We start from the raw sequence: 18,812 nt of genomic DNA, 5'->3' as shown, positions 1-18,812 counted from the left end.
GTAGCGGAGTTGCCATGGCCATCACCTTGACCGATGTCGCCAAGCGCGCCAACGTCGCGCTCTCCACCGCGTCCCGGGCCTTCAGCGACCCGGACAGACTCGGGCCACAGACCTTGCGCAAGGTTCTCGCCGTTGCGCAAGAGCTGGGGTACGAGTCGCCCGTGGCGCGCGCCGTCGAGCCGGCCACCGAGGGGGAGAGCGCGACGGTGGCCGTGATCGTGCCCGACATCGCCAATCCGGTGTTCGGGGCGTTCGTGAAGGCCGCCCAGGGCGAGGGGTGGCACCGCAGGCAGACCGTCGTCCTCGCGGACACCGACCTCAGCCCGGACCGTGAACGCGAGGTGATCACGCACATGCGCGATCAGGCCGACGGGCTGATCGTGTGCTCCCCGAGGCTGGAGGCGGCGGAGATCCTCGCCATCTGCGGGCGCACGCCCGTCGTCCTCGTCAACCGCGAGACCGCCGGCGCCGACTGCGTGATCGCGGACGCCGCGCACGGCATGCGGCAGGCCATCGAGTACCTGGCCGCGCTCGGCCACCGGCGGATCGCCTACGTCCAGGGCATGCAGCGCTCCTGGTCCAACGCTCACCGGGTCGAACTGATCCGCAGCGAGACCGAACGGGCCTCCCTGGAGCTGGAGTTGCTCGGCTGGCAGGCCGAGACGGTGGCGGGCGGCACGGCCGCCGCCGCCAGTGTGATGGCCTCGGGCGCCTCCGCCGTGATCACACACAACGATCTGATGGCGCTCGGTGTGATCGCCGGAGCGCGGGCGCTGGGGCTGAGCGTCCCCGACGACCTCAGTGTCATCGGTGTCGACGACATCCCGTTCGCCGAGGTGTCGCAGCCGTCCCTGACGAGTATCGCCGTACCGATGGCCAAGGCCGGGGCGCTCAGTCTCGATCTGCTGGGCCAGGTCCTGGCGGGCGAGCGGGCCACCCCGCGGCTGCTGCGGCTGCCGACCCAGCTGATCGTGCGCGCTTCGAGCGGCCCGGCCACCCACCACGCCTCATGGCGCGCCACCACCACCGACCGCACGATGAAGGACGCGTCATGACGAGCGACGCCACCCCGGCCAACCCGGGCGCGCACACACCCGGCACCCCGCTGACCGTCGTGGTCGCCGACTCCAATCTGGCCCCGCTGCGCGCCGAGTTCGAGGCCGCGCTCCCCGCCGGGACGTCGGTCCGCTGGCCGGACGTGCGGGACGCCGGGGCCGTCACGGCGGCCCTCGGCGACGCGGACGTCCTCGTCTCCGGGCAGTGCACCGCCGCCCTGGCCGCCGCCGCGCCGCGCCTGCGGCTGGTCCACGCGGCGGGCGCCGGCACGGAGAAGATCGAGACGGCCGCGCTGGCGCCGGGCACCCTGGTCGCCAACACCTTCCACCACGAGAACTCCATGGCGGAGTACGCGATCTCCGCCGCGATCCTGCTGCGCCGGGGCTTTCTGCGCCAGCACACCGCGCTGCGCGAGGGCCGGTGGGACTCCCCCGTCCACACCCCGGACTCGCCCTGGGTCGACAGCCTGGCCTCGGCGACGGTCGGCTTCGTCGGCTTCGGCCATATCGGCGCGCGCTGCTGGGAGTTGTTCCGCGCGTTCGGCGCGCGGGGCGTCGCGGTCACCCGGCGCGGCGACGTCGACGCGGTGGCCCGTGGGCTGGACTGGTCGGGGACCGTGGACGATCTCGGCACCCTGCTGGAGACCGCCGACGTGGTCGTGGTGTCCGCGCCGCTCACCGGGGCGACCACCGGACTGATCGGCGCGGCCGAACTCTCCCGGATGCGCTCCTCCGCCGTACTGATCAACGTCGGACGGGGCCCCGTCGTGGACGAGGACGCGCTCTACCGGGCGCTGAGCGAGCGGACGATCGGCGCCGCCGCGCTCGACGTCTGGTACCGGTACCCGTCCGAGGGCAACGTCGCCGCGCCCGGCCACCACCCCTTCGAGAAGCTGGACAACGTACTGATGACTCCCCACTCCTCGGGGCTCACCCGCGAGACGTTCGCGCGCAGGGCCGCCGACATCGCCGCCAACATCGGCAGGCTGGCCGCCGGCGAACGGCCGCACAACGTCGTGGCGGTGGCCCGATGACGGGGACCGACTCGATCGTCGCGGCGGACGTGATCGTCACCAGCCCCGGCCGCAACTTCGTCACCCTCAAGATCACCACGGCCGAGGGGCTGGTCGGCTGGGGCGACGCCACCCTCAACGGCCGCGAGCTGGCCGTCGCCTCGTACCTCCGCGACCATGTCGCGCCGCTGCTCATCGGCCGCGACCCGGCCAGGATCGAGGACACCTGGCAGTACCTCTACCGAGGCGTCTACTGGCGGCGCGGTCCGGTCACCATGACCTCCATCGGCGCGGTGGACATCGCGCTGTGGGACATCAAGGGGAAGGCTACGGGCCAGCCCGTCTACCAGCTGCTCGGCGGCGCGGTCCGCGACCGGATCCTCACCTACACCCACGCCACCGGCTGGGACGTCCCCCAGCTGCTGGACGCCATCGACGCGCGGCGCGAACAGGGCTTCCTCGCCGTCCGGGCGCAGAGCGGGGTGCCGGGTCTCGACACGGTGTACGGGGTGACCAACGGCAGCTCCGGCTACGAGCCGGCCGGGCGCGGTACCCGGCCCGCCGAGGAGGTCTGGGACACCGAGGCGTATCTGCGGCACGCGCCGACGGTGCTCGCCGCCGCCCGCGACCACGTGGGCCCCGAGCTGAAGCTGCTGCACGACGCCCACCACCGGCTGACGCCCGGTCAGGCGGCCCAGCTGGGCAAGGCGTTGGAGGGGGTGGATCTGTTCTGGCTGGAGGATGTCACTCCGGCCGAGAACCAGCAGGTCCTGCGCCATGTACGGCAGCACACCACGGTCCCGCTGGCGATCGGCGAGGTGTTCAACACCGTCTGGGAGTGCCAGTCGCTGATCACCGAGCAGCTCATCGACTTCGTACGGACGTGTGTGACGCACGCGGGCGGCATCAGCCATCTGCGGCGGATCGCGGCCCTGGCCGAGGTCTGGCAGGTGCGGCTGGGGCCGCACGGGCCCTCCGACGTCTCGCCGGTGGCGCTGGGCGCTTCCCTGCACGTCGGTCTCTCCACACCGAACTTCGCCATCCAGGAGTACATGGGCTACGAGCCGCTGGTGCACGAGGTGTTCCGGCACGGCTGGTCGTACGAGGACGGGTATCTGCACCCCGGTGACCAGCCCGGTATCGGGGTCGAGGTCGACGAGGAGCTGGCCGCCCGGTTCCCGTACGAGCCCGCGTATCTGCCGGTCGCGCGGCGTCGCGACGGCTCGATGACGGACTGGTGAGCACTGATGACCACGACACTCCCGCGCCTGGGTCCCACGACCGTTCCCGCCGCCTCCCGTCTGAACGCGCGCACCCCCGCCCTGACCGGCATCGTGCATCTCGGTCTCGGCAACTTCCACCGCGCCCACCAGGCCGTCCATACGGCCGCCGCGCTGTCCCACACCGAGGGGCCCTGGGGGATCCTCGGCGTGGCCAGCCGCTCCGCCGCCGTGGCGCGAGCCCTGCGCGAGCAGGAGATGCGCTACTCGGTCGTGGAGATCTCCCCGGAGCGCACCCGGATCACGGTGCCCGCCGTGCACACCGGTGCGCTGGTGGCGGCCGACCAGCCCGAGCAGGTGCTCGACGCGCTGGCCGCGCCGGACACGGCGATCATCTCGATGACCGTCACCGAGCACGGCTACACCTTCGATCCGCGCACCCACGGGCTGGATCTCGGCTCCCCGGCGATACGGGCCGACCTGCGCGGTGACGCGCCGCCGCGCACCACCATCGGGCAGATCGTGCGCGGGCTCCAGCGCCGCCGGCGCGCGCACGCGCGGCCGGTGACCGTGCTCAGCTGCGACAACCTGGTGGGCAACGGCGCGCAGACGCGGCGGCTGGTCCGGGAGTTCGTGGAGGCGCTGCCCGCCGCCGAGCGCGAGGACCTGGTGGAGTGGCTGGAGAGCGCCGTGACGTTCCCCAGCTCCATGGTCGACCGGATCGTCCCCGCGACCACCGAGGTCTACCGTGCCGCGGTCGCCTCCGGACTCGGGGTGCGCGACGCCGTACCGGTGCCGGCCGAACCGTTCTCCATGTGGGTCATGGAGGATCGTTTCTCCGCCGGTCGTCCGCGCTGGGAACACGGCGGCGCGCTCTTCACGGACGACGTCGAACCGTACGAACTGCTCAAGCTGCGGCTGCTCAACGGCACCCACTCGCTCATCGCCTATCTGGGCGCGCTGGACGGGCGGGCGACCATTCCGGAGTCGATCGCCCAGCCGTTCATCGCGGACGCGGCGCGCGCCGTGCTGCACGGCGACTACCTGCCGAGCCTGACCGTGCCCGCCGACATCGATCTGGACGCGTACGTCGGTCAGCTCTTCGAGCGCTGGGCCAACACCGCGCTGGGGCACCGCACCCAGCAGGTCGGCTCGGACGGGTCCGTCAAGCTCCGCCAGCGGGTGCCGGAACCGGCGCTGCTACAGCTGCGCGCCGGGCGCATGCCGCACCATCTGGCGCTGACCGTCGCCGCGTATCTCTGCTGCGTGACACCGCCCCCCGGCTTCTCGCCGGGGCCGCACGCCACCGCCATGGTGGATCCGGCCCGCGAGCCGCTGGCCGCGCTCGCGCACCGGGTCCCGATGTCCGGCGGCGCGTCCTACGCGCAGGCCGTGCTGGACAGCGGGCTGCTCGGGACCGGTCTGACGGAGTTTCCGGCCTTCGCCGCCCGGATCGCCGAGTTCATCGACGCCATCGTCCGGCACGGTCCCGGCGCCGCGGCCTCCGAAGCCGCCCGGGCGGCGGAGTCGGAACCGCTGCCAGCCCGCTAGCCCCTCCACCTACTTCTCCCCCGTCCCCTCCTTTCCTCTCCCCTCCCGCTCACAAGGACGTGAGAACGTGCTCGCTCCCGATTCGACCCGCGCCGCCGTCCTGCACGGCCCGGACGACCTCCGTATCGAGGACCGCCCGCTGCGGCCCCTCGGCCCCGACGATGTGCTCGTCGCGGTCGACGCCGTGGGTGTGTGCGGCTCCGACATGCACTACTTCGCCCATGGCCGCAACGGACAGAACGTCCTGCGGCAGCCGACCGTCCTCGGCCACGAGGCGTCGGGGACCGTCGTCGCGACGGGCTCCGGGGTACGGCTCGACGCCGGCACCCGGGTCGCGGTGGAACCCGCCGTGGGCTGCGGCGACTGCGAGACCTGCCGCTCGGGCCGCTACAACCTCTGCCCGACCGGTACCTGCTTCGGCTCGCCGCCCACCGACGGGACCTTCGCCGAGTACCTCGTCGCGACGCGGCGCGCCGTCCATCCGCTGCCCGACACGATCCCCCTGGAGACCGGCGCGCTGATCGAACCGCTGGCCGTCGCGGTGTGGGCGGTACGGCGGGCCGGTGTCGCGTTCGGCGACCGGGTGCTGGTCACCGGGGCCGGCCCGATCGGCATCCTGGTCGCGCAGGTGGCGCGGGCCGCCGGGGCGACCGAGGTGATCGTCACCGATGTGAACGACGCCCGGCTGGATCGGGCGCGCGCACTCGGCGCGACCGATGTCCTCAACACGGCGGACGGCGCGCCCGAACTGACCGGGATCGACCGGCTGCTGGAGTGCTCCGCCCATCCGGCGGCGCTCTGGCAGGGGCTGCGGACGCTGCGTCCGGCCGGGCGGGCGATCGTCGTCGGCCAGGCCGCGCCGGAGGTCGACGGGCTGCCGCTCGCGCATCTCCAGCGCTGGGAGATCGAACTGTCCACCGCGTTCCGCTACGCCCACGCCTTCCCGACGGCCGTCGCGCTGGCGGCCGACGGCCGGGTGGATCTCGGGAGCGTGCTCACCGGGAGGTTCACGCTCGACGAGGCGGCCGACGCGCTGCGGGCGCCGGTGAAGGACCCGACGCACCTCAAGGTCGTCGTACGCCCCGGGGACAGCTCCGCCTGACCGGCCGGGTCGTCCCGTCACCCGGGCGCGGCACCTCGCCCTCTCCCGAAAACCCCACCAGCCCCACCAGAACCACCAGAACCACCAGAACCACCAGCACAAAAGAACCCTGCATGTGTTCCGTTCCGCTCCGCTCCGGAGAACCGATCCGTTCAAGGAGGCATGGATCATGGACAACACCACCCCTGCCGCGGCACCCCAGTCCCCACCGGCCAGGACCCCGTCGGGCGAGCCGGTCCCCGACCCGCGCGCCGTCAGGCGTGCCGCGTGGGCCGGGCTGATCGGCACCGCGCTCGAACAGTACGACTTCGTCATCTACGGAACCGCTTCCGCGCTGATCTTCAGCGAGCTGTTCTTCCCCAACGTCTCGGCGTCGGTCGGCATCCTCGCCAGCTTCAGTACGTACGCGGTGGGCTTCGCCGCCCGGCCGCTCGGCGGCCTCTTCTTCTCCCGGTACGGGGACCGCCTCGGCCGCAAGTGGGTGCTGGTCGCGACGCTGCTGCTGATGGGCGGCTCGACGCTCGCCATCGGGCTGCTGCCCACCTACGGCCAGGTCGGGCTGCTGGCCCCGATCCTGCTGCTGATCTGCCGCATGGGCCAGGGCTTCGGCGCCGGAGCCGAGCAGTCGGGAGCCGCCTCCCTGCTCACCGAAACGGCGGCCAGGGGCCGCAGGGGGAAACTGTCCTCCCTGGTCATGACCGGTGCGGCGCTGGGCACCGCGCTGGGCGCGGTCGCCTGGATCCTCGCCCAGCGGCTGTCCGACGACGCGCTGATGACCTGGGGCTGGCGGCTGGTCTTCGGCAGCAGTCTGGTCGTGACGGTCGTCGCCATGGTCATCCGGCGCAAGCTCAACGAGAGCCCCGTCTTCCAGGAGCTGAAGGAGAAGCAGGAACGGCCCTCCTCCCCGGTGAAGGACGTGCTCACGCACGGCCGCAGGCCCATGCTCCTGGTCCTCTTCATGAACTGGGGCATCAGCACGCAGTCGTACACCTACCAGGTCTTCATGGCCTCCTATCTGGTGACGACGGTGGGCGTGGACAAGAAGTTCGTACCGGAGGTGCTGCTGCTGGGGGCGATCTGCGGCGGGATCGCGGCACTCGGCTTCGGGACCCTCTCCGACCGCTTCGGCCGCAAGCCGGTCTACACCACGATCCTCAGCGCGCTGGTGCTGCTGCCGGTGCCCACCTTCGTCGCGCTGAACTCCGGGTCGAAGGTCGCGATCACCGTGGCGATCGTCATCGGCTTCATCCTGGCCTGCCAGGGCGCTGTCGGCGTCCAGATGAGCTTCTTCCCCGAGCTGTTCGGCAACCGCTACCGGTACGCCGGGGTCACGCTGGGCCGTGAGTTCTCGTCCGTGATCGGCGGCGGCGTCGCGCCGCTGATCTGCACCGCGCTCGTCACCGCGTTCTCCGGGTCGTGGATCCCGGTGGCCGTCTACATGATGCTGATCACGACGGTCAGCCTCATCGCCACCCGGATGACGCCCGAGACGCTCGACCGCGATCTGAACCTGCCGTACGACGCGACCGACCCGGGCGCGGCCCGCGCCCGGCAGGAAGGGACGGTGCCCGGCGAGCGGTTGGAGAAGGTCGGCGACTGACCCGGCCCGGCGGGCACCCGGATACGCGGGCGCGTCCTACGGAGGGTCCGTCTCCGTGACGGCCGCGAGCAGCCGGCATCCCGGACCGTCCGCGCCCTCCACCGACCCGCTCCCCGACCCGTCCGCCAGCCCCACCGCGAGCCAGCGGCCCCCGATCCGCCACAGGTGGAGCCACCGGGGGCCGCTGCTCAGCTCCCGCCAGGGCTCCGGTATCTCCTCGCCCCCGGTGACCCGGGCCTGGAGGCTCCACAGGCTCAGGACGTCGGGCTCGCCCAGCCGGACGGTGAGGAGGTCGACCAGCGCGGTGTGCTCCGCGCCGCACTGCTCGGTGTCCGCTCCCCCGGCCAGCTCCACCAGGGCCCAGCCCGGCCCGCCGGTACCGGGCCCGGTGGGGCCGCGCACCGCCGGGAAGGCGGCGGCGCGCAGCAGCTCGATGGCGGCGAGGTGCTGTGCGGTGGTCATGGGTCCAGTAAACCGCCGGCCACTGACAATTGGCTGCCCGTCAGCCGTCCGCGGGGGGCGAGACCGGGGACGCGCACCACTCGCAGCGCCGTCGGGCACCGAGTACGATCCGCCTCACGAGCGCGCGAGCTGGGAGGACATACCGTGGGGCGGCTGACCGGCGGAGACCCTTCCCTGCTGCGGCGGATCAACTCCGCCGTGGTGCTGCACGCCCTGCGCGACGCGGGCCCCCTCACGCTCACGGATCTGACCCGGATCACCGGGCTCTCCCGGCCCACGGTCGAGGGAGTGGTGGAAGGGCTGACCGAGACGCGCCTGGTCGCCGAGTCCGCTCCCGAGGAGGGGGAGGCCCGCAAGCAGGGGCGGCCGGCCCGGCGTTTCAGATTCCGGGCCGAGGCCGGGCACCTGCTCGGCATCGAGATCGGGTCGGGCCGGGTGGCCGCGCTGGTCTCCGGGCTGGACGGCCGGATCGTCGGCGCCGGGTCGCGGGAGGTCACGAAGACCGCCGACGCGGACGAACGCCTGGAGCGGGTCAGGCTCGTCGTCGCCGATGTGCTGGAGGGCGCCGGGGTGGCGCACAGCTCCCTGCGTGCCGTCGGCGTCGGCAGCCCCGGCATCGTCGAGGCCGACGGGACCGTACGGCTGGGCACGGCGCTGCCGCAGTGGACGGGGCTCGCCCTCGGCGAACGGCTGCGCCGCTCGTTCAGCTGCCCGGTGCTGGTGGAGAACGACGCCAACGCGGCGGCGGTGGCGGAGCAGTGGAAGGGCGCAGCGACCGACTCCGACGACGTGGTCTTCGTCCTGGCCGGGCTGAGTCCCGGGGCCGGGGCGCTGATCGGCGGGCGGCTGCACCGGGGATTCGGCGGCGCCGCCGGTGAGATCGGCGCGCTGCATCTGCTGGGGCGCGGGGTGACCCCGGAGAAGCTGCTCTCCACGACGGACGAGCCGCTGCACCCGCTGGACGAGCAGGCGGTGGCCGATGTCTTCGCCCGCGCCAAGGAGGGCGACGTCCAGGCGATGCGGGCCGTCGAGCGGTTCATCGAGCGGCTGACGCACGATGTGGCGGCGCTGGTGCTGGCGCTGGATCCGGAGCTGGTGGTGATCGGCGGCTGGGCGGCGGGCCTGGACGGCGTCCTCGACCCGCTGCGCGGCGAGCTGTCGCGCTTCTGTCTGCGTCCGCCGAGGGTGACGCTGTCGCTGCTCGGCGAGGCGGCGGTGGCGACGGGCGCGCTGCGGCTCGCCCTCGACCATGTGGAGGAGCAGCTGTTCGCGGTGGAGGGCACGGTGACGGGCCGCCGCTGACGGCGCGGGACCGCCGCCGCGCGGGAGCCTTCGCCGCGCGGGCGGCCGTCACCGTCACCGGTGCCGTGGGCCTCAGGAGGCTCGACGCTCCTGCGGCTGGTCGCTGATCTCCAGGTCGCCCGACTCACCGAAGGTGAGGCGGCAGGTGTCCGCGCGGTACGTGGCCACCGATACGGCGGCGATACGGCCGGCCACCGCGTAGCGCGTCGTGACCACCAGGACCGGGGCGCCCGGCAGCCGGTCCAGCTCCTTGGCGTCGTCCGCGCGCGCGGAGCCCAGCTCCACCGCGCGGTCCTGGCCGTCCAGCGCCGGTCGCCGCAGTTCGCGCAGCACACTGCGCGCGCGGGCCGGTCCCGAGGGCGCGTCGATGGCCGACAGTTCGGGCACCGAGGCGGCCGGTACGTAGATCAGCTCGGCGGCCACGGACTGGCCGTGCGTGACGCGGACCCGGCGGACGGTGTGGACGGCCTCGCCGGCCGCCGTCTCCAGCAGCCGCGCCACCGAGGCGGGCGCGGGCGCCAGGGCGCAGTCGCGGGGCTGCCAGGCGTCCTGGTCGGCGCCCGGCCACACGTGCGTCGCGGTCGAGACGTCCACGCCCAGGCGCGGCGGGGCCACGGTCGTACCGACACCCCGGCGACGCTGGAGCCGGCCTTCCAGCTCCAGCTGTTCGAGCGCCTGCCGGAGCGTGGCGCGGGCGACCCCGAACCGGGCGGCGAGGTCGCGCTCGTTGGGCAGGATCTCCCCCACCGCGAACTCGTTGTCGAGCGCTTCGGCGAGCACGGTCCTCAGATGCCAGTACTTGGGCTCCGGCACCGTTCCCAGCTGCGTGGTCCCCACCCTGATCCTCCGCAATCGCCGTCTACCGGCGGGTATTCCGTGCCCTTGTTTATTAAAGGTTCCTGCACTAAAAAGCGACGATAGGACCACCCCAGTCGTTGGTCAAGACCAATCGTGCGCGGGTTGCGGAAAGAAACGGTGCCCGAACGCGGGGTGTTCACAGGACTTTCGTACGGGCGTGGGACGCGCTACACCGTGGGCCGTCCGGGGTCGGTGCCACCGAGCTTGTCGGGGTTGCGCACGATGTGGACGCTCTCCACCCGGCCGTCCCTGACCTCCAGCTGGAGTACGAGATCCGGCCGCCCTCCGTTGAGGGCCAGCACGGCGGGAGCGCCGTTGAACTCCATGACGCGGAACTCGTAGAGCGCGGCGTCGGCCGCGACGGCGGCGAGGAAGCGGCCCACCTTGTCGGCGCCCTCGATGATCCGCAGGGGCGCCTTGGCCTTGCCGCCGCTGTCGCCGACCAGCCGTACGTCCGGCGCGAGCAGGGCGAGCAGCGCCTCCAGGTCGCCGCCGCCGGCCGCCGCAAGGAACCGCTCGGTCAGCTCGCGGCGGGCGGCCGGGTCCACGTCGTAGCGCGGCCTGCGCTCCTCGACATGGCGCCGGGCGCGGCCGGCGAGCTGCCGTACCGCCGCCTCGCCCCGGTCCAGCGTGACGGCGATCTCCGCGTACGGGAAGCCGAACGCCTCGCGCAGCACGAAGACCGCGCGCTCCAGCGGCGAGAGGGATTCGAGGACGATCAGCACGGCGAGCGACACCGAGTCGGCCAGCACGGCGCGTTCGGCCGTGTCCGGCACGGCGGGCCCGTAGGCGGTGACGACCGGTTCCGGCAGCCAGGGGCCCACGTACGTCTCGCGCTGCGTACTCGCCCGGCGCAGCCGGTCGATGGCCAGGCGGATGGTGATCCGTACGAGGTACGCGCGCGGTTCGCGGACGTCCGCCGTGTCGTGCGCGCTCCAGCGCAGCCACGCCTCCTGCACCACGTCCTCGGCGTCGGCGACCCGGCCGAGCATGCGGTAGGCCACGCCGGTCAGCAGGCCCCGGTGGGCTTCGAATACGTCGGTGTCCGCGGTGTCGGTCGCCACCCCGCCATCCCAGCGGACGACGCGCCCGCTGTCCAGATCACCACGCGCGGGGCGCTGTCACAGATGCGGGGCGTCGTCACGGGTGCGGGGCGGCGTCGGCGCGCGTGGCCGCCCGGTCCGGGGCTCCGGCGCGTCGCGCGGCGAGCACGCCGTTAAAGGTCCACTTCCATGGCCGTATCGGAGACCAATCCGCCCGCCGGGTCCGGTGGGAGCGTCGGGACCGCCGCGTGGGAGCTGCTGGTGCCGGCCGCCGCCGCGCCCGCGCGGGGCCGGGGCCGGGCGCTGCGGTCCGCGCTGCGCGAGGCGGTCAGATCGGGGCGGCTGGCCGCCGGGACGCGGCTGCCCGCCAGCCGTGAACTCGCCGCCGATCTCGGCGTCTCGCGCGGTCTGGTCACCGAGGCGTACGAACAGCTGACGGCGGAGGGCTATCTGCGCAGCGGGCGCGGCGCGGGCACCTGGGTGAGCGACGCGGTACGCGCCGCGGCCGGTCCCGTACGCGATCTCGCCCCGCGCCCGCCCGGCGCGCGGGCCGACTTCCGCCCCGGCACCCCGGATCCGGCCCTCTTCCCGAGCGCCGCCTGGGCGGCGACGTACAGGTCGGTGCTGGCCGGGCCGGTGGCGGGCGTACTCGGCTATCCGGACCCGCGCGGGCTGCCCGCGCTGCGTGCCGCGCTGGCCGCGCTGCTGGCCAGGCGGCGCGGGGTGGCCGCCGATCCGGAGCGGCTGGTGGTCTGCTCCGGGGTGGCGCAGGCGACGACGCTGCTCGGGTTCGTCCTGCGCGGGCGCGGGCTGCGGACGGTCGGCACCGAGGATCCCGGCAGCCCGGACCACGCGGCGCTGCTCGCCTCGGCGGGGCTCGGCACGGTGCCGCTGCCGCTGGACGCGGCGGGGCTGGCCATCGGCCCGCTGGTCCGGTCGGGGGTACGGGCGGTGCTGACGACACCCGCCCACCAGTTCCCCTCCGGAATCGCCTACTCCGCGGACCGCAGGGGCGAACTCCTCGACTGGGCGCGCTCCGTGGACGGCTTCGTCCTGGAGGACGACTACGACGGCGAGTTCCGTTACGACAGGGAGCCGGTCGGGGCGCTCCAGGGCCTGGATCCCGAGCGTGTCGTGTACACGGGCTCGGTCAGCAAGTCGCTCGCTCCCGGGCTGCGGCTGGGCTGGCTGCTGGCGCCCCGGGAGCTGCTGGACGACATCGTCGAGCGCAAGCGGACGATGGATCTGGGCAACCCCTCGCTCGATCAGGCCGTACTCGCCGACTTCGTCCGGAGCGGCGGCTACGACCGGCAGCTGCGCCGCTGCCAGCGCGCCTACCGGGAGCGGCGGAACGCCCTGGTCGCGGCCCTCGACCGGCACTTCCCCGGTACGGAGGTCAGCGGCATCGCGGCCGGGCTGCACATCATCGCCCGGCTGCCCGCGCGGTACGGTCCCGAGCCGCGCTTCCTGCGCCGGGCGGCGGAGGCGGGGATCGCGCTCAGGCCGCTGACGGCCCACGGGACGGCCGGGCCGCGGGACGGGCGGGTGCGGCTGGTGCTGGGTTACGCGCATCTGACGCCCGCGCGGATCGCGCGGGGGGTGTCGCTGCTGGCCGATGCCACCGCGGCCACCGGGCCGGGCGGCTGAGGGGCCGTTGTTCACGCGCGGTTCGCCCCCAGGCCGTGGGCGGGCGCTAGGCATGACGGGACACCCACGGCGTCCCGATCTGCCCAGGAGACACACCGATGTCGCAAGGCCCCGCGAACACCCCCGACCCCACCGCCTCCACCCCCGCCTCCCCCGCGCGCCGCAGCGTGCTGCGCGGCTCCCTCGCCGCCTCGGCGGCACTGGCCCTGCCGGGCGGCGCGCTGATCGCCGCCGCCGCGCCCGCGCAGGCGCTCTCCGGGCGGCCGCGTGCCGCGTGGGGGGTGCAGGCGGGCGATGTGACCTCGTCGTCCGGGCTGGTGTGGGTGCGCTCGGACCGGCCCGCCCGGATGGTGGTGGAGACCTCGGCCACCTCCTCGTTCCGCCGCTCGCGGCAGTGGCACGGCCCGCTGCTGGGCGCCGGTACGGACTTCACCGGCACCGTGCCGCTGCGCGGGCTGCCCGCCGGTGAGCAGGTGCACTACCGGGTGACACTGGCCGACCCGGACGACCCGCGCCGTACCGGCGAGCCGGTGTACGGCACCTTCCGCACCGCGCCCGACCGGCGCCGCCAGGACGTGCGGTTCGTGTGGTCGGGCGACATCGCGGGGCAGGGCTGGGGCATCAACCCGGACCTCGGCGGCTTCCGCGTGTACGACGAGATGCGCCGGCTGAACCCGGACTTCTTCCTGTCCAGCGGCGACAACATCTACGCGGACGGGGTGATCGAGCCGGCCGTGACGCTGCCCGACGGGCGGGTCTGGCGCAACATCACCACGGAGGAGAAGGCGAAGGTCGCCGAGACCCTCGCCGAGTACCGGGGCAACTTCCGCTACAACCTGCTCGACGCGAACGTACGGCGCTTCAACTCCGAGGTCCCCTCCATCACCCAGTGGGACGACCACGAGGTGCGCAACAACTGGTACCCGGGGCAGATCCTGGACGACGACCGGTACACCGAGAAGAACATCGACGTGCTGGCCGCCCGCGCCTCCCGGGCGTTCCGGGAGTACTTCCCCGTCTCGACCCTGCACGCGCGCGGCGAGGACCGGCGGGTCCACCGGGTGATCGGCCACGGTCCGCTGCTCGACGTGTTCGTCCTGGACATGCGTACCTTCCGCAACGCCAACTCGCCCGGCCGGCAGACCGACGACACCACCGGCATCATGGGCGCCGAGCAGCTGCGCTGGCTCAAGCGTGAGCTGTCGGCGTCGCGCGCCGTGTGGAAGGTGATCGCCGCCGACATGCCGCTCGGTCTGGTCGTACCGGACGGTGCGACGGACTTCGAGGCGGTCGCACAGGGCGACCCCGGGGCCCCGCTGGGCCGCGAACTCCAGATCGCCGAGCTGCTCCGGTACATCAAGCACCGGCGGATCACCGGCACGCTGTGGCTGACGGCGGACGTCCACCACACCTCGGCGCAGCACTACACCCCGGAGCGGGCGGCCTTCAAGGACTTCGCGCCGTTCTGGGAGTTCGTCACCGGGCCCATCGCGGCGGGCCAGTTCCCGGCCAGCGAGCTGGACGGCACCTTCGGCCCCGACCGGGTCTTCGTGAAGGCCCCCGAGGGGTCGAACCTCTCCCCGATGGAGACGCCGCCCCTCTTCGGCGAGGTGTCCATCGACGGCGGCAGCGGCGAACTGACGGTGCGGCTGCGGGAGCAGGGCGGCACGGTGCTGTTCACCAAGGTGCTCCAGCCGGGCAGGGTCGGCCAGTAACAGCGCCTGTCCCGGGGGCGCGCGGAGCGCCCCCGGGAGCGCGGGGGCGCGAACACCGGGTTCGCGCCGGGCCCATTGTCAGTGGTGGGTTCTACGGTCTCCCTCATGACGCGATCCGTACAGGCATTGGCCTATTCCCGTCCGTCCGCCCTGGCGAGCGACCAGGGCGGGCGGCTGCTCGGTCTGGAGACCTCCGGCGGCCGCACGCCCCGGGGCGCCGAGGCCAGTCCGCACTTCTTCTCCGGTTTCCTGTCGTCTCCCCGGGCCGCCGCCCGCGGGCTGCTGGCGGTGGCCGACGTGGCCGGCGCGCGGTACTACCGGCCGACACCGAACGCGTCGCTCGACCCGGTGGTGACGGGGAACGGGGACCGGCTGCGCTTCGAGTCGTTCTCCGGCTGCTGCGGGGTGTACGCGCGGCTCGATGTGGAGCGGGACGGGCTCGACGGGGCGGGGACGGGGCACGGCACGACCAATGTGGATGTGAACAATCCGCTGCGCGAGGCCCTTTCCCGGCTGGCCGGGGACGATCCGCTGCATCTGCGGGTGGGGCCGGACGAGCTGGCGGTGACCACTCTCGACGGTCCGGTGGTGGAGAAGAAGGTCCCGCTGCCCGACCGCTGGCTGCGCGGCTTCGCCGAGGCGCAGGTCGTCTCCGCCGGATTCGATCCGCGGGCCGAGCTGAGCGCGGCGGAGGCGGTGCGTTTTCTGCGGTCGCTGCCGCAGGGTTCGGGCGGCGCCTCGCGCGGGGCGATCTGGGTCGTCCCGGCGGGGCGGACCCTGCGGCCGACCACCCGGCCGGTGCCGGGCGCGGTCTGTCTGCCGGGCCCCGAGCGGCTGGCCGCGCTGCGGCGGGTGCTGCGGGACGCGACGGCGCTGCGGGTGTACGGGCCGGTGGCCGACGGCGCCGCGCTCGCCAGTGCCTGGGAAGTGGTGCTCCCCGGGATGCGGCTGACGCTGACCCTGTCGCCGGACGCGGCGCGCGGATTCTCGGGCGAGGGCGGGGTGCTGGAGGCGCTGGCGACCGAGGAGGCCGCCGGGGACGCCGAGCTGGTCTCCGTCCTGCTGGCGTGGGAGCCGCGGATCGATCCGGGCGAGCTGGCGGCGCGGGCGGGGCTGACGGTGGAGCGGGTGCGGGCGGCGCTGACCCGGCTGGGGACGGCGGGCCGGGTGGGCTACGACATCGCGGAGGCGGCGTACTTCCACCGGGAGCTGCCGTACGACGCGGACCGCGCGGAGCGGCACAACCCCCGGCTGGTCGCGGCGCGCGCCCTGGTCTCGGCGGGGGCCGTGGAGATCAGCGGCGACCTGGCACGGGTGGCCTCGGGCGAGCGCCGGTACCAGGTGCGGGAGTCGGCCGGGGCGCTGAGCTGCACCTGCCAGTGGTGGGCGGACCACCGGGGCGGGCGCGGCCCGTGCAAACACGCGCTCGCCGTCCGGATGGCGCGCCGCGGGGCCGTGCGTACGGCCGGGGACGTCGCCACCGGGACCGTGACCGCGGGCGGTGCGCGATGAGTTCGCTGGCCGACGCGGTCCGGGCCGGGCGCGCCGAGGCCGTTCCCGGGCTGGTCGAGCCGATGACCGCCGCGGAGCGCAAGGAGGCGCTGACCGAGTTGAAGGCGCTCCGCGCCGAGGTGCGCGCGTGGCCGTGGCGCCGGTGGCGGGAGCGCGGGAAGGTGCACAACGCGCTGCTGGTGGCGGGGGCGGGCTGCCTCACGGGGGCGGCGGACACGGCGGCGTGGCTCGGCTCGCGCGAGATGCGGGAGAGTTTCCGGGTGTGGCACGAGCCGCTGCTCGACGTCCTCGCCGACCGGGACCCGAAGTGGCTCGGGAACGTCGCCCACCGGCTGGCCGGCCGGGCGGCCACGGCGCAGGTCGACTACCCGCTGATCTCGGGGCTGGTCCGGCTCGCGGGCTGCGAGGTGCCGGTCACCGACGAGTTCGTGTACGGCTGGGTCGACGCGGCGGGGGCGCACGGCGATCTGGCGGACCGTCTGCGGGCGGATCCCTGGCTGCCGGTCATGGTCCCGAGGCTGTTCGAGACGGCCGAACTCCCCGGCCCGTTCACCTGGCACCAGGACGATCCGCACCACTGGGCGTCGGTGCTCCCCGTCCTCGCCGCCGAAGGCGTGCTGGAGCGAAGCCTGTTGGTGGACGCCACCGTCGCCCGTCTGCTGCGCGGCGGGAGACGGCCGGGCGATGCCGCGTTCTTCCTGAATCTGCTGCGCCGGCTGGAGCCGACGGCCGACGAGAAGCGGAAGCACCTGGCCGACTGGATCGGGATGGCGGCGGACGGCACCTCCACAGTGGCGGGGCACGCGCAGAGCGTGCTGACCGAACTGGCCGTCTCCGGCGCTCTGCCCACGCGCGAACTCGCGGACGTCTCGGGTTCCGTGCTGTTCCGGCCGGAGAGGAAGCTGGTCCGGGCCCAGCTCGTCCTGCTGGGCAAGGCCCTGCGCGCCGATCCGGGCGCGGCCGGTGAGTTGCTGCCCGTGGTCGCCTGGACGTTCGGACACGAGGACACCGGCGTCCAGGAGCGGGCGCTGAAACTGGTCGCCCGTCATCTGGCCGCCGTGGACGCGGACATCCGGGGCGAGCTGGCCGGGGCCGCCGCCACGCTTGCCCCGGTGCACCGGGCGCGGGCCGCCGAGGTGTTCGGCGAGCCGGTAGCGGTGGCCGACTTCGCCCCGTACGAGGAGATCCTGCCGCCCGTACCGCTCCCGGTGCGATCGGAACCGGCCCCGTCGGACCTCGCCGAGCTGGTCGAGGAGGTGTCGGCGCTGATCTCCACGCGCGGGCGGCCGATGTCCTTCGAGCGGGTGCTGGACGGGCTGGTGCGCCACGCCCACCGGGACAGGGAGGCGCTGGCCGCCGCGCTGCGCGAGGCACTGGCCGGCCGCTGGTGGCTGGAGGACACACCGTCCCGGGACCGGGACCGCGACTTCGGCCGGAACACCTACGGGGTGGAGGTGGTGGCCGCCGCCGTGTGCGAGCGGGTCTCCGTCAAGGCGCTGTGGGACACGCGGAGCCGCGCGGCGGTCCGGCAGTCCTGTGCGCACACCGTGCTGGAGGGGGTGACGGACGCGCGGCTCTGGGAGGTCGCCCATCGGGTGCGTACGGAACCACTGCCGTTCCTGCTGGCCACCCCGACCTGGGAGACGGGCGCGCTCGACCCCGGGGTGCTGGTCGAGCGGCTCGGCGAGTACCGGCGGCTGGGTCTCGCACCGGCACCGGCGGACTTCGCGCAGGCCCTCCTGCGGGTACGGCGTGACGGGCATCCGGAGGCGGCGCGCGCGGCGGCGGGGCTCGGGACGCCCGAGGCGGACCGGCTGGCGGCCTGGCTCACCGGGGACGGGACGGCGCTGCCGGCGCTCGGCCCCGTCGAGGCGGACGGGCCGGGGGACGGGCCGGTGGACGAGACCGATAGCCCGGGGAGCGGCCGCGGGTGGCTGGGGTCGCGTACGGATCCGGGGCGCCGGCTGGCGGAGGTCAGGCAACGGCTGGCGACGCACCGGGAGTTCCCCCGGGCCTTCCGCTGGCTGGGCCGCCCCGTCCAGCGGACCGGAGCGTACTGCTACCACTGGGAGGGGGACGGGAGGGCCGACTGGCCGAAGGTGCTGCCCCAGGACCGGGACACCCTCGCCGGCTGGCTGCTGACGGAGGTGTCGGCCTGCGCGGAGCACGACCAGCGCGGCGGCGCGTGGTGGCTGCCCACGCTCGCCGAGAGCGGCGGGGCCGCGGGCGGGTCGCTGCACCGGGCGGTGGCGTACGGCCTCGGGGCCCGGCATCCGCAGGACCGGCTGTCGGCCGTGGACGCCCTGCTGGTGCTGGCCGCGCGGGGGGATCTGGACGGCCGTTCGCTGGGCGAGGAGCTGGGCGCGCTGATGCGGTCGGGGAAGGTCAAGCCCAACAGGCTGGCGGACTCGGCCCGTACGGCCGCGGCGACCGGGGCGTACGCCACGGTCTGGTCGGTGCTGCGCGCGGCGCTGCCGGTGCTGCTGGCTCCTGTTCTGTCCGACGAGAGGCGCCCGCCGGCCGGGACAGGGGAGATACTGTCCGTGGCCGCCGACTGCGTCGAGCGCTGCGGCGCGGCGGAGGAGATGTCCGGCCTGCCGGAGCTGGCCGGACGGGGCGGTACGTCCCGGACGGTCGCCCAGGCCACCCGGCTGCTGGCCGCGTTGCGCCAGGGAAGCGAACACTCCAGGCCATAAAGAGTCATAGATGGCTCAAAATGGAACATTCCCATA

Annotated in this window: 14 protein-coding genes; 11 read left to right on the top strand and 3 right to left on the bottom strand. The window is 74.0% G+C overall.

From position 1 onward, the window contains the following. Positions 1-14 precede the first annotated feature (14 nt). The 6 genes from OG627_RS30840 to OG627_RS30815 all read left to right on the top strand — a co-directional run bounded on the left by OG627_RS30840 (position 15) and on the right by OG627_RS30815 (position 7,541). Positions 15-1,055: a LacI family DNA-binding transcriptional regulator gene (locus tag OG627_RS30840; RefSeq protein ID WP_329070703.1), complete on the top strand. Its 1,041-nt coding sequence runs from the start codon at positions 15-17 to the stop codon at positions 1,053-1,055. Further along, the gene (locus OG627_RS30835; RefSeq protein WP_329070701.1) at positions 1,052-2,089 is read left to right on the top strand and encodes a 2-hydroxyacid dehydrogenase; all 1,038 of its coding nucleotides are present in this window, start codon (positions 1,052-1,054) and stop codon (positions 2,087-2,089) included. Before OG627_RS30840 ends, OG627_RS30835 begins: the two co-directional genes overlap by 4 nt. Further along, on the top strand, positions 2,086-3,309 hold the full coding sequence (gene manD / locus OG627_RS30830) for a D-mannonate dehydratase ManD (protein WP_329070699.1): 1,224 nt from the start codon (positions 2,086-2,088) through the stop codon (positions 3,307-3,309). Before OG627_RS30835 ends, manD begins: the two co-directional genes overlap by 4 nt. Before the next feature lie 6 nt (positions 3,310-3,315). After that, positions 3,316-4,839, top strand: a complete 1,524-nt coding sequence (locus OG627_RS30825; protein WP_329070697.1) for a mannitol dehydrogenase family protein — start codon at positions 3,316-3,318, stop codon at positions 4,837-4,839. Positions 4,840-4,906: 67 nt separating this feature from the next. Next, positions 4,907-5,941 (top strand): NAD(P)-dependent alcohol dehydrogenase, encoded by a 1,035-nt coding sequence (locus OG627_RS30820; protein WP_329070695.1) that lies wholly within the window; start codon positions 4,907-4,909, stop codon positions 5,939-5,941. A gap of 169 nt (positions 5,942-6,110) precedes the next feature. After that, entirely contained in the window at positions 6,111-7,541 is a 1,431-nt protein-coding gene (locus tag OG627_RS30815) for an MFS transporter (RefSeq protein WP_329070693.1), read from the top strand. A 36-nt stretch (positions 7,542-7,577) separates the two neighbouring features. Here OG627_RS30815 and OG627_RS30810 read toward each other — a convergent pair whose 3' ends face one another. Next, positions 7,578-8,003: a hypothetical protein gene (locus tag OG627_RS30810; RefSeq protein WP_329070692.1), complete on the bottom strand. Its 426-nt coding sequence runs from the start codon at positions 8,001-8,003 to the stop codon at positions 7,578-7,580. 144 nt (positions 8,004-8,147) lie between these two features. Here OG627_RS30810 and OG627_RS30805 point away from each other — a divergent pair, with 144 nt between their 5' ends. Continuing rightward, complete coding sequence (locus tag OG627_RS30805) at positions 8,148-9,305, top strand: ROK family transcriptional regulator (RefSeq protein WP_329070690.1); 1,158 nt, start codon at positions 8,148-8,150, stop codon at positions 9,303-9,305. 72 nt (positions 9,306-9,377) lie between these two features. On the opposite strand, the gene OG627_RS30800 is transcribed toward OG627_RS30805, so the two are convergent. Both OG627_RS30800 and sigJ read right to left on the bottom strand, forming a co-directional pair. Beyond that, positions 9,378-10,142, bottom strand: coding sequence for a GntR family transcriptional regulator (locus tag OG627_RS30800; RefSeq protein WP_329070688.1), 765 nt, complete (start codon positions 10,140-10,142; stop codon positions 9,378-9,380). A 188-nt stretch (positions 10,143-10,330) separates the two neighbouring features. Next, positions 10,331-11,227, bottom strand: coding sequence for an RNA polymerase sigma factor SigJ (gene sigJ / locus OG627_RS30795; protein WP_329070686.1), 897 nt, complete (start codon positions 11,225-11,227; stop codon positions 10,331-10,333). Positions 11,228-11,395: 168 nt separating this feature from the next. Here sigJ and pdxR point away from each other — a divergent pair, with 168 nt between their 5' ends. From pdxR to OG627_RS30775, 4 genes are all read left to right on the top strand, one after another. Next, entirely contained in the window at positions 11,396-12,853 is a 1,458-nt protein-coding gene (gene pdxR / locus OG627_RS30790) for a MocR-like pyridoxine biosynthesis transcription factor PdxR (RefSeq protein ID WP_329070684.1), read from the top strand. A gap of 98 nt (positions 12,854-12,951) precedes the next feature. Continuing rightward, positions 12,952-14,568 carry an alkaline phosphatase D family protein gene (locus OG627_RS30785; RefSeq protein ID WP_329070682.1) on the top strand — a complete coding sequence of 539 codons (1,617 nt, stop codon included), beginning with the start codon at positions 12,952-12,954 and terminating at the stop codon, positions 14,566-14,568. Positions 14,569-14,673: 105 nt separating this feature from the next. Continuing rightward, a complete protein-coding gene (locus tag OG627_RS30780; protein ID WP_329070680.1) occupies positions 14,674-16,080 on the top strand; it encodes an SWIM zinc finger family protein in 1,407 nt (468 codons plus the stop codon). Then, entirely contained in the window at positions 16,077-18,776 is a 2,700-nt protein-coding gene (locus OG627_RS30775; RefSeq protein WP_329070678.1) for a DUF7824 domain-containing protein, read from the top strand. Before OG627_RS30780 ends, OG627_RS30775 begins: the two co-directional genes overlap by 4 nt. Positions 18,777-18,812 lie beyond the last annotated feature (36 nt).

Origin of the sequence: Streptomyces sp. NBC_01429 (genome assembly GCF_036231945.1) — a bacterium.
GTDB lineage: Bacteria > Actinomycetota > Actinomycetes > Streptomycetales > Streptomycetaceae > Streptomyces.
Note: the sequence above shows the minus strand (reverse complement) of the source record. Positions and strands in the feature narration are given on the sequence as shown.

What these genes read in the sequence shown, in the direction of transcription:
- OG627_RS30840 (WP_329070703.1), top strand. Translation starts at nt 15, where the DNA reads ATGGCCATCACCTTGACCGATGTCGCCAAGCGCGCCAACGTCGCGCTC.
- OG627_RS30835 (WP_329070701.1), top strand. Translation starts at nt 1,052, where the DNA reads ATGACGAGCGACGCCACCCCGGCCAACCCGGGCGCGCACACACCCGGC.
- manD (WP_329070699.1), top strand. Translation starts at nt 2,086, where the DNA reads ATGACGGGGACCGACTCGATCGTCGCGGCGGACGTGATCGTCACCAGC.
- OG627_RS30825 (WP_329070697.1), top strand. Translation starts at nt 3,316, where the DNA reads ATGACCACGACACTCCCGCGCCTGGGTCCCACGACCGTTCCCGCCGCC.
- OG627_RS30815 (WP_329070693.1), top strand. Translation starts at nt 6,111, where the DNA reads ATGGACAACACCACCCCTGCCGCGGCACCCCAGTCCCCACCGGCCAGG.
- OG627_RS30810 (WP_329070692.1), bottom strand. Translation starts at nt 8,003, where the DNA reads ATGACCACCGCACAGCACCTCGCCGCCATCGAGCTGCTGCGCGCCGCC.
- pdxR (WP_329070684.1), top strand. Translation starts at nt 11,396, where the DNA reads ATGGCCGTATCGGAGACCAATCCGCCCGCCGGGTCCGGTGGGAGCGTC.
- OG627_RS30785 (WP_329070682.1), top strand. Translation starts at nt 12,952, where the DNA reads ATGTCGCAAGGCCCCGCGAACACCCCCGACCCCACCGCCTCCACCCCC.
- OG627_RS30780 (WP_329070680.1), top strand. Translation starts at nt 14,674, where the DNA reads ATGACGCGATCCGTACAGGCATTGGCCTATTCCCGTCCGTCCGCCCTG.
- OG627_RS30775 (WP_329070678.1), top strand. Translation starts at nt 16,077, where the DNA reads ATGAGTTCGCTGGCCGACGCGGTCCGGGCCGGGCGCGCCGAGGCCGTT.